Here is a 12,967-nt window from a genome sequence, read left to right as displayed (position 1 = left end):
TATAAAAATTAAATCCAAATAATGTTAATATAGAGGGAAAGGGGGAGATGACAATGGAAACGTTAAAGATTGGCGATGTTTCGCTTACTTGGTTATCTGGCGGTGTCACATACCTTGATGGTGGTGCTATGTTTGGGGTCGTTCCCAAAGGGTTATGGTCAAAAAAATATCCTGTAAACGAAAAGAATCAAATTGAACTTCCAACAGACCCAATTTTAATTCGAATGAATGGGAAAAATATTTTAGTTGAATCAGGATTGGGAAAAGGCAAACTAACGGAGAAACAATTACGAAATTATGGAGTAACAAAAGAATCAATGATTGAGGAATCTTTAGAACAAATAGGCTTAACCCCAGAAGATATCGACTTTGTCCTAATGACACATTTACATTTTGATCACGCCTGCGGGCTTACGAAGGTGGTGGATGGGAAGTATGTCTCAACCTTTCCAAATGCTCAGATTATTACTTCTCAAATCGAGTGGGACGAAATGCAAAGCCCCAATATTCGCTCCAAAAATACATATTGGCTGGAAAATTGGCAAGCAGTAGCAGCACAGGTGGAACCTTTTACTGAAAAATGGGAATTAGAAGCCATCACGATGATCCAAACGGGCGGGCATAGTGATGGACATTCCATTCTTATGATTGAAGATGGGGGGGAAACCTGTATTCATATGGCCGACCTTATGGCGACACACGCTCATCAAAATGTACTATGGGTGATGGCTTACGATGACTACCCTATGACATCCATTGCCGCCAAACAAAAGTGGATTCCATTTGGGTTAAAGAAAAATGCATGGTTTACTTTCTACCATGATGCTTTTTACCGGGCTGTAAAATGGGGTCCAGACGGGAAACAGCTTGTTGCCAGTATTAAAAGGGAGCAATAAACAAGAATGCCGCATCACTTATGGATGCGGCTTTTTCATGTTATGAAGAAAAAGGAATTAGGTCTATGACGGTACCAGTTTGAGCATCGGCGATAAATTCATATTGCTGGATTGCTCCGTCAATCGTTTGGGATATTCCGCCTTTATAAACACGGTACGTCATTTGGCTTTTCTCGTAAGGCTCCGCTTCCATATGTATCCATGAGCCAGATATTGGACCGTTCAGTTGAAAGTGTTTTTTGACTGACGCTAATACCCTCTCTGGTGAAACATTTGTTTTTTGAGTGATGACTTCCTTGGTAACATAACCACCAACTATTCCTACCGCTGCACCTAAGAAAAAAGACTTCCAGTTCATTCATCCACCTCCGAAATAGGAAAAGATTACAAAAAGATTCTCTTCTCAGTATACCGTATTTACAGTTAAGTGGATAATATTACGGAAGGAAAATGAATTATTGGTAACAAGTGAGAGGATTCTGTAAAATGTAGTAGAAGAAACGTATCGAGGTTATTGGGAATGGAAAGTCCTGAAAGTAAATACATAAAAGGAGTCTTATCATGAATGAACAAACACTAAAGCTTTTTCAAACCTTAACGGAGCTCCCAGGTGCACCTGGAAATGAACACTTAGTCAGAAATTTCATGAGAGAGCAGTTGTCATTAGTTTCAGATGAAATTATACAAGATAATTTGGGCAGTATCTTTGGGGTAAAAAGAGGAAATCAAGAAGGACCAACCATCATGGTAGCAGGGCATATGGATGAAGTTGGGTTCATGGTTACAGCGATTACGGAGAATGGAATGATCCGCTTTCAACCGCTCGGAGGCTGGTGGAGTCAAGTGCTGCTAGCCCAGCGTGTCCAAGTCATGACCAAGAATGGACCGGTTATAGGTGTGGTTGGCTCTATTCCGCCGCATTTATTAGATGAATCAAAGAAAAACAAACCGATGGAAATAAAGAATATGTTAATTGATATTGGTGCTGATAACCGAGAAGATGCTGAGCGGATTGGTATTAAACCGGGTCAGGCTATTCTGCCGATTTGCCCATTTACCCCAATGGCGAATGAAAAGAAAATTTTAGCTAAGGCCTGGGATAATCGTTATGGCTGTGGATTGGCAATTGAATTACTTCAGGAACTAAAAGATGTGTCATTGCCCAATATCCTATATTCAGGAGCAACTGTTCAAGAGGAAGTCGGCTTGCGTGGCGCTCAAACAGCTTCTAATATGATTAAACCGGATCTCTTTTTTGCCCTTGATGCCAGCCCAGCCAATGATATGACAGGGGAAAAGCAAGAATTTGGCCAGCTTGGGAAGGGGACATTGCTCCGCATTCTTGACCGTTCCATGGTTACCCATCGCGGGATGCGGGAATTTGTGCTGGATACAGCGGAAACGAATCATATCCCTTATCAATATTTTGTTTCACAGGGCGGAACAGACGCTGGACGTGTTCACTTATCGAATGAAGGGGTTCCAAGTGCAGTGGTTGGCATTTGTTCTCGTTACATTCACACACATGCTTCCATTATCCATGTTGATGATTATGCGGCAGCCAAAGAATTATTGGTAAAACTCGTTAAGGCATGCGACCAAACAACAGTAAATACCATTAAATCAAATAGCTAAAAAATAGGAGGCATTGATCGTGCCTCCTCTTCAATGTGGAAAGAGGGGATTCAACATGAGAATTGTGATCGGATCAAAAAATCCTGCTAAAATTACAGCTGTCCAAAATAGCTTTCAACAAGAAGACATTGAATTTATTTCGATAGATATCCCATCTGGCGTGAACGACCAGCCTTTTTCTGATGAAGAAACGATACGAGGTGCCATCAATCGGGCTGTTGGGGCCTTAAAACAAGGAAATGGTGATATCGGGATCGGGCTTGAAGGTGGAGTACAAGAGACAAGCCAAGGATTATTGCTCTGTAATTGGGGAGCTCTTGCAGCAAGCGGCAGGGAGCCTGTAATTGCCGGCGGAGCTAGATTCCTTTTACCGGAAGAAGTGGCGGCAAGGCTCAGAGCAGGAGAGGAATTAGGACCTGTGATGGATGACTATGCAAAAAAGAAGAATGTTAGAAAACATGAAGGTGCGGTTGGTATTTTTACCAATGGCTTAGTGAACCGGGTCGACATGTTTACACATGTAACCAGCCTATTGGCAGGTCAATTTAGCTATTATACCCAGACTGCAAAATCTTAACTTATAAATGCGGAGCGATAGATAAGACGATGCATAATATTAGACTCCATAAAGCGTATACTGTTATGATTTGAAAGGAAAGTTATCATATAGGTAACAAAAAAAACGGAGGCGTTCACTTTGAAAAATTTAGAATCCATCGAACAATTCGATTCTCTGCGTAATCAAGATAAAACCATCTTTATGTTTTCCGCAAAATGGTGTGGGGATTGTCGTTTTATTGAGCCAGTGCTGCCAGAGATTGAAGAGAAGTTTTCCGATTTTACATTTATTCATGTTGACCGCGATCAATTTATTGATTTATGCCAGCAGGTGGATGTATATGGGATACCAAGTTTTATCGCGTATGAGAACGGAAAAGAACTGGGACGCTTTGTCAGTAAGGACCGAAAAACACAAGAAGAAATTGAAGCATTTATTTCTGGTCTAAAGTAATAGAGATAAAAACCCCTGTTTCTCTTTTGGAGCAGGGGGTTTTTTATAGTCGTTTTTTACTGTAAAATGAACGGTAGCTTCTTACCATGGAGGTAAACAATGAAAATGGACAGTAGACTGATGCGCCAAACATTAGAGACACGTTTGGCAAAGGATGATAGACTGATTACTTATGACAGAGAAAAGGATCAGCTTCGAATTGAAAGTAAATCATCTGGGAAAGGGATTAGCATCGCCTTACCAGGAGTTATCGCCAAATGGCAAGTTGAAAAAGAAAAAGCCATCGATGAAATCGTTTATTATGTTGAAGAAGGTTTGCAAGCAATGGAGAACACCGTCGACCTGCACGATCAGTTTAAACAGATTTTTCCTGTCATTCGGTCGGCTTCATTTCCAGTTGAAGCAGAAGAGGGTGTACCATTTCTGACGGAAGAGCATACCGCAGAAACAAAAATTTACTATGCGATTGACATGGGAAATACGTATCGCTTGATTGATACACGCATGATGAAAAAAGAGGGATGGAGTGCCAACACAATCAAGGAGATGGCTTTATTCAATGTTAGGTCTCTTTCAACTTCTGTTAAGGAGGACCAAGTAGCCGGCAATATCTTTTATTTCCTTAACACCAATGATGGCTATGATGCCAGCCGAATCTTAAATAAGGGTTTCCTCAATGAAATGGAGAAACGGATTACAGGAACCATGGTGCTCGCTGTTCCGCATCAAGATGTGTTAATTATCGCGGACATCCGCAATGACAGGGGCTATGATGTGATTGCTCAAATGGCCATGAGCTTTTTTGCAAGTGGAAGGGTGCCGATTACTGCCTTGTCTTTTTTATATGAAGATGGAGAACTAGAGCCAATTTTTATTCTAGGGAAAAATAAATGAGACCTTGAAAGGGATCACGTCATGTGGTCTTTTTTCATGGTACCTTTCCTATTGTATCCAATTCGAACATATTTCGACTCATTCTTAAGATTTGTGTCGATAAAATAAGAAAAACTGATAAAATAGAATGATAGATGAACAAGAAAGAGTGATAGTTTTGAGTTGGATCCAAAACTTTTTCCAAAAGTTAAGGAAAGAAGAAGAAGAAGGGGACAAAATGACGGGTTATCTTCTCCATAAGGAAAAAGGAGATCACGATTCCACCAGTCAATTGGATAGCTTAAAGGATTTAGATGCTAGAATAGCTTATCAATATCCAAAAGGAAGCAGTACCCCGAAAAAGATTATCAAATCAAATACTAGGCAGGTAACAAGCCGAACAAAGCGTGTGGTAGAATCACCTAAGAAAAGTAAGCTAGTAGAAAACACCAAAAGTATACCTGAAATCCCAAAGGTACAGACGGTTATCAAAGAGCAAAAGGCACGCCCGCGCGGCCCGTTTCATCCCACCGAGATACCTTCACCTGTTTTCGGGTTTAACAGACCGCAAAAGACAACGGCCATTGTTGAGCATGAATTAAGTCATTTTTTAAATGACCAACTGGATGACCAAGTGAGTAATCAAATTCGAACAAGTGTTAATCTCAAAACTGGGCCACTTGAAAACGAAATGAAAGAGATGGTCAATCAAAGTCATAAAAATCAACGGAGTCAAACTCAGGAGAAAATGAACGAACTGTACCTTCCTGAAAAAGAGAAAGCTGAACTAGCAGCTAATGAGCTTACAATTAAGAGCAATGACCACGCAGAAGCTTTTGAACCTGCCTATGAGGAAGATGCTTTAGCGGAAGCGAATGAGCATTCTTATGAGGATCAGGTTCAAGCGGAAGCCATTAAGCTTATACTTGAAGCAGATGTTCAATCCGGAATGGATGAAACAGTATACAAAGAAAGTGTCCAGACAGAGACAAATGAACTTGCATTTGGGAAAGAGGACGACAACCATGACCATGTGGAAGCGGCAGGTGAGGCAGTAACTGAAACACCACCAGCCCCCCCACCCGCACGGTCTCGTTTGCCTTTTAATGTCATGATGCTCAAGCAAGATAAACAAAAATGGGAAGAAAGAAACCGGAAAAGAGAGTTTGAACAAGAGCGGCTTCATCAGCAAGAGAAAATATCAGCAGAAGAACGACCAGTTATCAAAATGCCATCAGTCCGTGAGGAAGTAGAGAATGAGGGATTATATGTACTTCCAAAATCTAATTTGTTAAGCCCTCCAGTAACAGAAATACTCGATACAGACTGGATTGATGGGCAAAAGGACCTATTGAATGTAACCCTTAAGAACTTTAATGTAGGGGCAAGTGTTGTCAATGTCACCCAAGGGCCGTCCGTAACCCGCTTCGAAGTACAGCCTGAACCGGGAGTAAAAGTAAATAAAATCACTAATTTAAGTGATGATATTAAATTAAGTCTTGCAGCCCGGGATATTCGGATTGAGGCGCCAATCCCGGGAAAACATACGATTGGGATTGAGGTGCCGAACCAAAAGTCAAGACCTGTATTGATCAATGAAATCATTGGGAGCATGGTTTTTAAAGAGTCTGCTTCGCCATTAACCGCAGTGCTTGGACTTGATATTGCTGGGAATCCAATTGTTACAGATCTGAAAAAAATGCCGCATGGACTCATTGCTGGAGCTACAGGATCGGGGAAGAGTGTATGTATCAACTCGATTTTGATTAGTCTGTTATATAAAGCGGATCCTCGGGATTTAAAGCTCCTGCTTATTGATCCGAAAATGGTAGAGCTTGCCCCTTATAATCGGATACCACATCTTGTAAGCCCGGTTATTACGGATGTCAAGGCAGCAACAGCTGCTTTAAAATGGGCAGTTGATGAAATGGAGCGGCGCTATGAACTTTTTGCTCATACAGGCGTCCGTGATATCAATCGTTTTAATGAATTAGCTATTCAGCATAAACGTTACTCTGACAAATTGCCATTCATTGTGATTGTGATTGATGAGCTGGCAGATTTAATGATGATGTCGCCAGCTGATGTGGAAGAAGCCATTTGCCGGATCGCTCAAAAAGCAAGGGCTTGTGGAATCCATCTAATAGTGGCAACACAAAGACCTTCGGTTGATGTCATTACAGGTTTAATTAAGGCGAATATCCCGACACGAATTGCCTTTTCGGTGTCATCTCAGGTAGATTCACGAACAATCATTGATATAAGTGGCGCTGAAAGACTCCTTGGCCGTGGAGATATGCTATTCTTAGAGAATGGTGCATCCAAACCTGTCCGTTTGCAAGGTACATTTGTTTCGGACGAGGAAATAGATCTTGTCGTTGCTCACGTAAGAGAGCAGCAAGAGCCTGATTACTTATTTGAACAGGAAGAATTATTAAAAAAGGCGCAGGTTATCGAAGAAGAGGACGAATTGTTTTATGATGCCTGTGAATTTATCGTCAATCATGGTAATGCTTCAACTTCCAGCTTGCAGCGACGCTTCAAAATTGGCTATAACCGAGCCGCGAGATTAATGGATATGCTTGAACAAAACGGATATATTACAAGTGCCAATGGCAGCAAACCACGTGAAGTCTTGATCACGGAGGCTGAATTACAATCGATGCAAGACTAGTATTATGAGCTAATCTTTTGTATTCTTTATGGATGTGAACAGATACTAAATAGTATAATGAGTAGGGCGAATGTAAGGCGAAGGGCAACAAATAGTTTTTATTACCGAATAGTGCTATAATATTGTATTGATTTCTTATAATAATAAAACAACGTGTGTTTACATACTGATTAGCAAATGCAGACAGATTTCATATACTGTTTACCAGTATTACGTTGGTTGGAGGTTCTTCTATGACTATTTACCATTTTGTAGGTATAAAGGGGTCAGGAATGAGTGCACTCGCACAAGTTCTTCATGATATGAAATTTCAGGTGCAGGGCTCCGATGTCGAAAAGCGCTTTTTTACACAACTGGCTCTTGAGCAATCGGGGATTACGATTCTTCCCTTTCAAAAGGAAAACATAAAGCCAGGCATGACAATCATTGCGGGAAATGCCTTTCCCGATTCCCATGAGGAAATACAAGAGGCGATGAGACTTGGACTTCCTATCATACGGTACCATCGTTTTTTAGGCGATTTTATGCAAAACTTTACAAGTATTGCCATAACAGGTGCGCACGGAAAAACATCGACAACTGGATTGCTTTCTCATGTGATTGCTGGGGCAAAACCAACATCCTTTTTAATTGGTGATGGAACAGGAAAAGGCGAGGAAGGGGCAGAGTATTTCGTCTTTGAGGCATGTGAATACAGAAGACATTTCTTATCGTACTTTCCTGACTATGCGATCATGACCAACATTGATTTTGATCATCCGGATTATTTCGCCAACATTGATGATGTTTTTTCTGCCTTTCAAGAAATGGCTGTGCAGGTTAAAAAAGGTATATTTGCTTATGGGGACGATGAACAGCTTCAAAAAATTCAGGCAAAGGTTCCGGTTCTTTTCTATGGCTTTGGTGAAGAAAATGACTATCAGGCCAAAAATATCGTAAAGACAACTGATGGAACCAGCTTTGATGTATTTATTCGCAATACCTTTTATGACAAATTTTCCATTCCTACGTTTGGTGATCATAGTGTACTCAATGCACTGGCTGTCATCGGGGTGTGCCATTACGAGGAAATCGATGTGGAAATAGTAAAGGAACAATTGCAAACGTTCCAAGGTGTAAAACGAAGATTCTCGGAAAAAAGAGTGGGAACCCAAATTCTAATTGATGATTATGCCCATCATCCAACTGAAATAAGAGCAACCATTGACGCTGCTAAGCAGAAATATCCAGATAAGCAGATTGTCGCTGTTTTCCAGCCGCATACCTTTTCACGCACGCAAGCTTTCTTAGAGGATTTTGCTGAAAGCTTAAGACAGGCAGACAAAACCTATCTGTGTGAAATTTTTGGATCGGCCAGAGAAAATCACGGCAAGCTTACAATAAAAGATTTACAAGACAAAATTGAGAATGCTGAAGTCCTTTCAGAAGAAAATACTTCTGTTTTAAACAAGTTTGAAAATAGTGTCATTATTTTCATGGGAGCTGGAGATATTCAAAAATTCCAGGAGTCCTATGAAAAACAGTTATCATAAGAAAAGCGTAAGCGCCCTGGTCAGCGGCGTAGGGCGGAGTTCGAAGGACACTAGCCGCTAGGGCGCTGTAGCTAGACAATTCTCAAAATCGATACTTATACTTTTTTATCCTATAAAAAGATAAAAGGATGCCCAGCATAATGGCATCCTTTTTTGTTATTTAAGCTTATCAGGGTTTAATACGTCTAATTCCGGCAAAACGAATAGGCCGTCTTTACGGATGAGGACATCATCAAAATAGATTTCCCCGCCGCCATATTCTTTACGCTGGATGTTAACCATGTCCCAATGGATATTGGAATGATTGCCATTGAAGGCATCATCATAGCACTGTCCCGGTGTAAAGTGGAAGCTGCCGGCTATTTTTTCATCAAACAAGATATCCTGCATCGGCGTCAGGATAAATGGATTCACGCCAATGGCAAATTCCCCGACATAGCGGGCTCCTTCATCTGTATCAAAGATTTTGTTGATACGGCTTGAATCATTGGATTCTGCTTCCACAATCTTTCCGTTTTTAAATGTTAATTTTACATGTTCAAACGTAAAGCCTTGATAGGGGGACGGTGTATTATAGGTGATAACTCCGTTAACGGAATCCCTCACTGGAGCCGTGTATACTTCACCGTCAGGAATATTTAGTCTTCCCGCACATTTAATCGCCGGGATGTCTTTAATAGAAAAATGCAGGTCGGTTCCTGGGCCGGTAATGTGAACCTGATCCGTCCGGTTCATTAATTCTACCAAGCTGTCCATTGCTTGATCCATTTTAGCGTAATCAAGGTTACATACATCAAAGTAAAAGTTCTCGAATCCTTCTGTACTCATTTTAGCTAATTGTGCCATGGAAGACGTTGGGTATCTAAGGACAACCCATTTAGTCTTAGGAACACGGATGTCCCTGTGCACTTTTTTGCCAATCGTATTGCCATGTATCTTCATTTTATCATCTGGAACATCCGATTGTTCACTGATGTTATCTCCGGAACGAAGTCCTATGTATGCATCCATCTTACTCATGACATTTGCTTCAAACTCAGCCATCATATTAAATTGTTCAACCTGTGCCCCCATTAAAAGCGAACGGTCCACTTGATGATCCTTTATCAGGACAAAAGGATATCCCCCTGCGGCATAGGCTTCTTTTACAAGTGCAGTCACTAGTTCCCGCTGCAGCCCAAAATTTTCAATCAATACCTTTTCCCCTTTTTGAAGCTGGACAGAATAATTAATTAAATTTCTCGCAAGTTTTTCGATACGAGGATCCTTCATACAAACACCTCCAACACGAATTGTTCTTTCCTTTCTATTGTACCCGAACAACGGCAGAAAGTTGAAATTTCAAAATATATAGGGGGAATTTTTTTAACAAATTGCAGGAAAACAAGACAAATTTATGGAAGTAGTATAAGATTATTTCGAGGTTTATATCTAGAAGGAATCGGTTATACATATGGATAGGATTAAGGCGGAGGTGCATAATGCAAATTATTTTATACTTAAGCGCAGCATTGATAGCAATCGCATTTTTTGTGCTAGTTATCTATCTATCAAGGACACTAAAATCACTTCAAGTAACTCTTACAAGCGTTTCACACACATTGAGTGGTTTAGAAAAACAATTGGATGGTGTCACAACGGAAACAACCTTACTCCTGCAAAAAACAAACGCATTGGCAGAAGACATTCAGCAAAAATCTGAAAGTCTAAACAGTGTGGTTGCGGCCGTAAAGGATGTAGGCACAACAGTGACCAGGTTTAATGGGACACTTCAGAATATTAGCCATTCAGTTGATCAGCAGGTAGAGGAAAGTAAAGAAAAAATCTCGCAAATTGTTCAATGGGGGAATATTCTCCTTGAATTAAAAGAAAAGTGGCAGTCTAGAAAGCAGTCTAAACAAGAAGTAAGTGTAAATGAGAGACAAAGGGTAAGATCACATTAACAAAGTGGAGGAGGAAGAACATGACTAATCGAGAATATGAGTCAAGGGAAACGAATCAAAGCCGTAATGAGGGATCTTCTAGCACTTTCTTTTGGGGGGCGGTTATTGGAGGAGTTGTAGGAGCTGCAGCTGCTTTGCTTTTTGCTCCTAAATCCGGGAGAGAGCTTCGTACCACTCTAGGTAGTCAAGCTGATACAATTATGGATAAAACGGTGAGTTTAAAAGAAAATGTTGTCGCAAAAAGTAATGAACTTGCTTCCAAAACATCATCTATCTCTCAAGGAATTGTCCTGCAATCCTCAGAACTTGTTAATAAAGTAAAAGGGAAAACATCGCAAAAGGACCAAGATAGTACAGACTCTGAAGGAACCTATATTCCTATTCAAAGTTCGAATCAATCTCCAACGGCAAAAAAATCAGATAGCAATGATATTAAGAAAAAATTAGAAGAAACACAGAAGGCTTTTGACGAAGAAGAAAGTAAAGTGAAACTTTAATATTTGTGATAAAAATGGTGAAGTGATAAAATTACTTCACCATTTATTTATTTTAGATACTTTGGAGGTAGATAGAAATGCTAAAAAAAGTTGATACAGTTGAACAATTTAATGATTTAATGAAAACTGAAGGTGAGTTCTATCTTTTGAAACATAGTTTAACATGTCCAATTAGTCTTGCTGCTTATAAGGAATACGAAAAGTTTGCAGGCTCCAATCAAGAGATCCCTACTTACTTCTTAGCTGTTCAAGATTCACGTCCGTTATCAAACGAAATAGCTGAAAGATTTGAAATTAAGCATGAATCACCACAGGCGATTCTTTTTTCAGAAGGAAAGCCGCGCTGGAATGCTTCTCATTGGAAAATTACAAGCCGCGCTCTAAAAGAAGCAGCAAATGGTAAGTAAAATTTAAAATTTCAAGAAACATTTACCTTGAATTTGCATATATTACTCTATTATAAGTCCATTTACTTTAGCGCTTAAAAGCGTTTAATTGCTAAAGAAAAAATAGGTGACAAAAAATTATTTTTCAGCTATAATTGGTCTAATTATTCAAAAATTATAAAATTTTAACTTTAAGCTTGTAAATCATTATCTTTGGATAGAAAATTACCTGAAATTTACTTCGTAAAGAAAATGATCTGCAAGAGGAAGGACGGGACGAATAATGAGTAATAATGAATTGGATCAACTGAGGACACGTGTTGATGAATTAAACTTGGAGTTATTAAAAGTAATTAATGAAAGAGCTCAGCTCGTTCAAGAAATCGGACGAGTAAAAGGTAATCAGGGTGTTTACCGTTACGATCCAGTCCGTGAAAGAAAAATGCTTGAAGTGATTAAGGAACATAATGATGGCCCTTTTGAGGATTCAACGATTGATCATCTTTTTAAGGAAATTTTTAAAGCAGGGCTGGACTTGCAGAAAGATGACCACGAAAAGGCATTACTAGTATCGAGAAAGAAAAAGCCTGAAGATACGATTATTTCATTGAAGGGCCAAAATATCGGAGATGGTAAACAACATTTTGTATTTGGCCCTTGTTCCGTTGAGTCCTATGAGCAGGTAGCCACAGTTGCTAAGGCTATGAAAGAAAAAGGCTTAAAGCTTCTTCGAGGCGGTGCCTATAAACCAAGAACTTCTCCATATGATTTCCAAGGCCTAGGGGTAGAGGGTTTAAAAATCTTAAAACGTGTGGCTGACGAGTTCGATATGGCAGTCATTAGTGAAATTGTTAATCCGGCAGATATTGAAATGGCTTGTGATTACATTGATGTTATTCAAATTGGCGCCCGAAATATGCAGAACTTTGAGTTACTAAAAGCTGCTGGTGCAGTTAACAAACCGGTCTTGCTAAAGAGGGGGCTTGCTGCTACTATTGAAGAGTTTATCAATGCAGCTGAATACATTATGGCACAAGGGAATGGCCAAATCATTCTTTGTGAGCGTGGAATAAGGACGTATGAACGGGCAACAAGAAATACATTAGATATTTCGGCCGTTCCAATTCTGAAAAAGGAAACACATTTACCTGTTATGGTGGACGTTACCCACTCAACTGGAAGAAGAGATTTATTACTTCCATGTGCGAAAGCAGCTATTGCCATTGGGGCAGATGGAGTTATGGCTGAAGTTCATCCAGATCCAGCAGTAGCCCTTTCAGACGCTCAGCAGCAGATGGATCTTAAGCAATTTGATGAATTCTATAATCAATTACTAGCATCAAATTTTGTTAATATTTAAAGAACCACTATAAAGAAGACCTTCTGCTGCGAGTGGCAGAAGGTTTTTTTGTATTTACGGACATTTTTAAAAGAATATTGACTTTTTCAATTGCGGCTTTAATCTAGTTGTCGTATCATTAAGTACATATGAAGATTGTTTATTATCTCACAAACAACC

The 12,967-nt window shown here is 39.8% G+C and carries 13 protein-coding genes; 11 read left to right on the top strand and 2 right to left on the bottom strand.

Annotation, left to right across the window (positions count from 1 at the left end; genetic code table 11):
* Positions 1-53: 53 nt before the first annotated feature.
* Positions 54-896: a YtnP family quorum-quenching lactonase gene (locus L1999_RS23385; RefSeq protein WP_235740735.1), complete on the top strand. Its 843-nt coding sequence runs from the start codon at positions 54-56 to the stop codon at positions 894-896.
* A gap of 40 nt (positions 897-936) precedes the next feature.
* Here the strand turns inward: L1999_RS23385 and L1999_RS23380 are convergent, their stop codons facing one another.
* Positions 937-1,254 carry a PepSY domain-containing protein gene (locus L1999_RS23380; protein ID WP_235740734.1) on the bottom strand — a complete coding sequence of 106 codons (318 nt, stop codon included), beginning with the start codon at positions 1,252-1,254 and terminating at the stop codon, positions 937-939.
* Positions 1,255-1,457: 203 nt separating this feature from the next.
* Here L1999_RS23380 and L1999_RS23375 point away from each other — a divergent pair, with 203 nt between their 5' ends.
* From L1999_RS23375 to murC, 6 genes are all read left to right on the top strand, one after another.
* Positions 1,458-2,531: a M42 family metallopeptidase gene (locus L1999_RS23375; RefSeq protein ID WP_235740733.1), complete on the top strand. Its 1,074-nt coding sequence runs from the start codon at positions 1,458-1,460 to the stop codon at positions 2,529-2,531.
* 55 nt (positions 2,532-2,586) lie between these two features.
* The gene (locus L1999_RS23370) at positions 2,587-3,108 is read left to right on the top strand and encodes a DUF84 family protein (protein ID WP_235740732.1); all 522 of its coding nucleotides are present in this window, start codon (positions 2,587-2,589) and stop codon (positions 3,106-3,108) included.
* Between the two features lie 120 nt (positions 3,109-3,228).
* Positions 3,229-3,543 carry a thioredoxin family protein gene (locus L1999_RS23365; protein WP_235740731.1) on the top strand — a complete coding sequence of 105 codons (315 nt, stop codon included), beginning with the start codon at positions 3,229-3,231 and terminating at the stop codon, positions 3,541-3,543.
* Between the two features lie 105 nt (positions 3,544-3,648).
* Positions 3,649-4,437, top strand: coding sequence for a DUF1444 domain-containing protein (locus tag L1999_RS23360; protein ID WP_235744440.1), 789 nt, complete (start codon positions 3,649-3,651; stop codon positions 4,435-4,437).
* A gap of 670 nt (positions 4,438-5,107) precedes the next feature.
* Complete coding sequence (locus L1999_RS23355) at positions 5,108-7,090, top strand: DNA translocase FtsK (RefSeq protein ID WP_430540053.1); 1,983 nt, start codon at positions 5,108-5,110, stop codon at positions 7,088-7,090.
* Positions 7,091-7,323: 233 nt separating this feature from the next.
* The gene (gene murC, locus L1999_RS23350; RefSeq protein ID WP_235740729.1) at positions 7,324-8,622 is read left to right on the top strand and encodes a UDP-N-acetylmuramate--L-alanine ligase; all 1,299 of its coding nucleotides are present in this window, start codon (positions 7,324-7,326) and stop codon (positions 8,620-8,622) included.
* A gap of 156 nt (positions 8,623-8,778) precedes the next feature.
* Here murC and L1999_RS23345 read toward each other — a convergent pair whose 3' ends face one another.
* Entirely contained in the window at positions 8,779-9,894 is a 1,116-nt protein-coding gene (locus L1999_RS23345; RefSeq protein ID WP_235740728.1) for an aminopeptidase, read from the bottom strand.
* 209 nt (positions 9,895-10,103) lie between these two features.
* Between L1999_RS23345 and L1999_RS23340 the strand changes: the two genes are divergently transcribed.
* From L1999_RS23340 to L1999_RS23325, 4 genes are all read left to right on the top strand, one after another.
* Positions 10,104-10,565 (top strand): DUF948 domain-containing protein, encoded by a 462-nt coding sequence (locus L1999_RS23340; protein ID WP_235740727.1) that lies wholly within the window; start codon positions 10,104-10,106, stop codon positions 10,563-10,565.
* A 20-nt stretch (positions 10,566-10,585) separates the two neighbouring features.
* Positions 10,586-11,062, top strand: a complete 477-nt coding sequence (locus tag L1999_RS23335; RefSeq protein WP_235740726.1) for a YtxH domain-containing protein — start codon at positions 10,586-10,588, stop codon at positions 11,060-11,062.
* Between the two features lie 77 nt (positions 11,063-11,139).
* Positions 11,140-11,469 (top strand): bacillithiol system redox-active protein YtxJ, encoded by a 330-nt coding sequence (ytxJ, locus tag L1999_RS23330; protein ID WP_235740725.1) that lies wholly within the window; start codon positions 11,140-11,142, stop codon positions 11,467-11,469.
* A gap of 262 nt (positions 11,470-11,731) precedes the next feature.
* The gene (locus L1999_RS23325; RefSeq protein ID WP_235740724.1) at positions 11,732-12,808 is read left to right on the top strand and encodes a bifunctional 3-deoxy-7-phosphoheptulonate synthase/chorismate mutase; all 1,077 of its coding nucleotides are present in this window, start codon (positions 11,732-11,734) and stop codon (positions 12,806-12,808) included.
* Positions 12,809-12,967 lie beyond the last annotated feature (159 nt).

This window comes from Neobacillus drentensis (assembly GCF_021560175.1).
GTDB lineage: Bacteria > Bacillota > Bacilli > Bacillales > Cytobacillaceae > Neobacillus > Neobacillus drentensis_A.
This window is presented reverse-complemented; position numbering and strand designations above follow the sequence as displayed.

Coding starts and splice junctions, on each gene's coding strand:
- L1999_RS23385 (WP_235740735.1), top strand. CDS start 54: ATGGAAACGTTAAAGATTGGCGATGTTTCGCTTACTTGGTTATCTGGC.
- L1999_RS23380 (WP_235740734.1), bottom strand. CDS start 1,254: ATGAACTGGAAGTCTTTTTTCTTAGGTGCAGCGGTAGGAATAGTTGGT.
- L1999_RS23375 (WP_235740733.1), top strand. CDS start 1,458: ATGAATGAACAAACACTAAAGCTTTTTCAAACCTTAACGGAGCTCCCA.
- L1999_RS23370 (WP_235740732.1), top strand. CDS start 2,587: ATGAGAATTGTGATCGGATCAAAAAATCCTGCTAAAATTACAGCTGTC.
- L1999_RS23360 (WP_235744440.1), top strand. CDS start 3,649: ATGGACAGTAGACTGATGCGCCAAACATTAGAGACACGTTTGGCAAAG.
- L1999_RS23355 (WP_430540053.1), top strand. CDS start 5,108: ATGAAAGAGATGGTCAATCAAAGTCATAAAAATCAACGGAGTCAAACT.
- murC (WP_235740729.1), top strand. CDS start 7,324: ATGACTATTTACCATTTTGTAGGTATAAAGGGGTCAGGAATGAGTGCA.
- L1999_RS23345 (WP_235740728.1), bottom strand. CDS start 9,894: ATGAAGGATCCTCGTATCGAAAAACTTGCGAGAAATTTAATTAATTAT.
- L1999_RS23340 (WP_235740727.1), top strand. CDS start 10,104: ATGCAAATTATTTTATACTTAAGCGCAGCATTGATAGCAATCGCATTT.
- L1999_RS23335 (WP_235740726.1), top strand. CDS start 10,586: ATGACTAATCGAGAATATGAGTCAAGGGAAACGAATCAAAGCCGTAAT.
- ytxJ (WP_235740725.1), top strand. CDS start 11,140: ATGCTAAAAAAAGTTGATACAGTTGAACAATTTAATGATTTAATGAAA.
- L1999_RS23325 (WP_235740724.1), top strand. CDS start 11,732: ATGAGTAATAATGAATTGGATCAACTGAGGACACGTGTTGATGAATTA.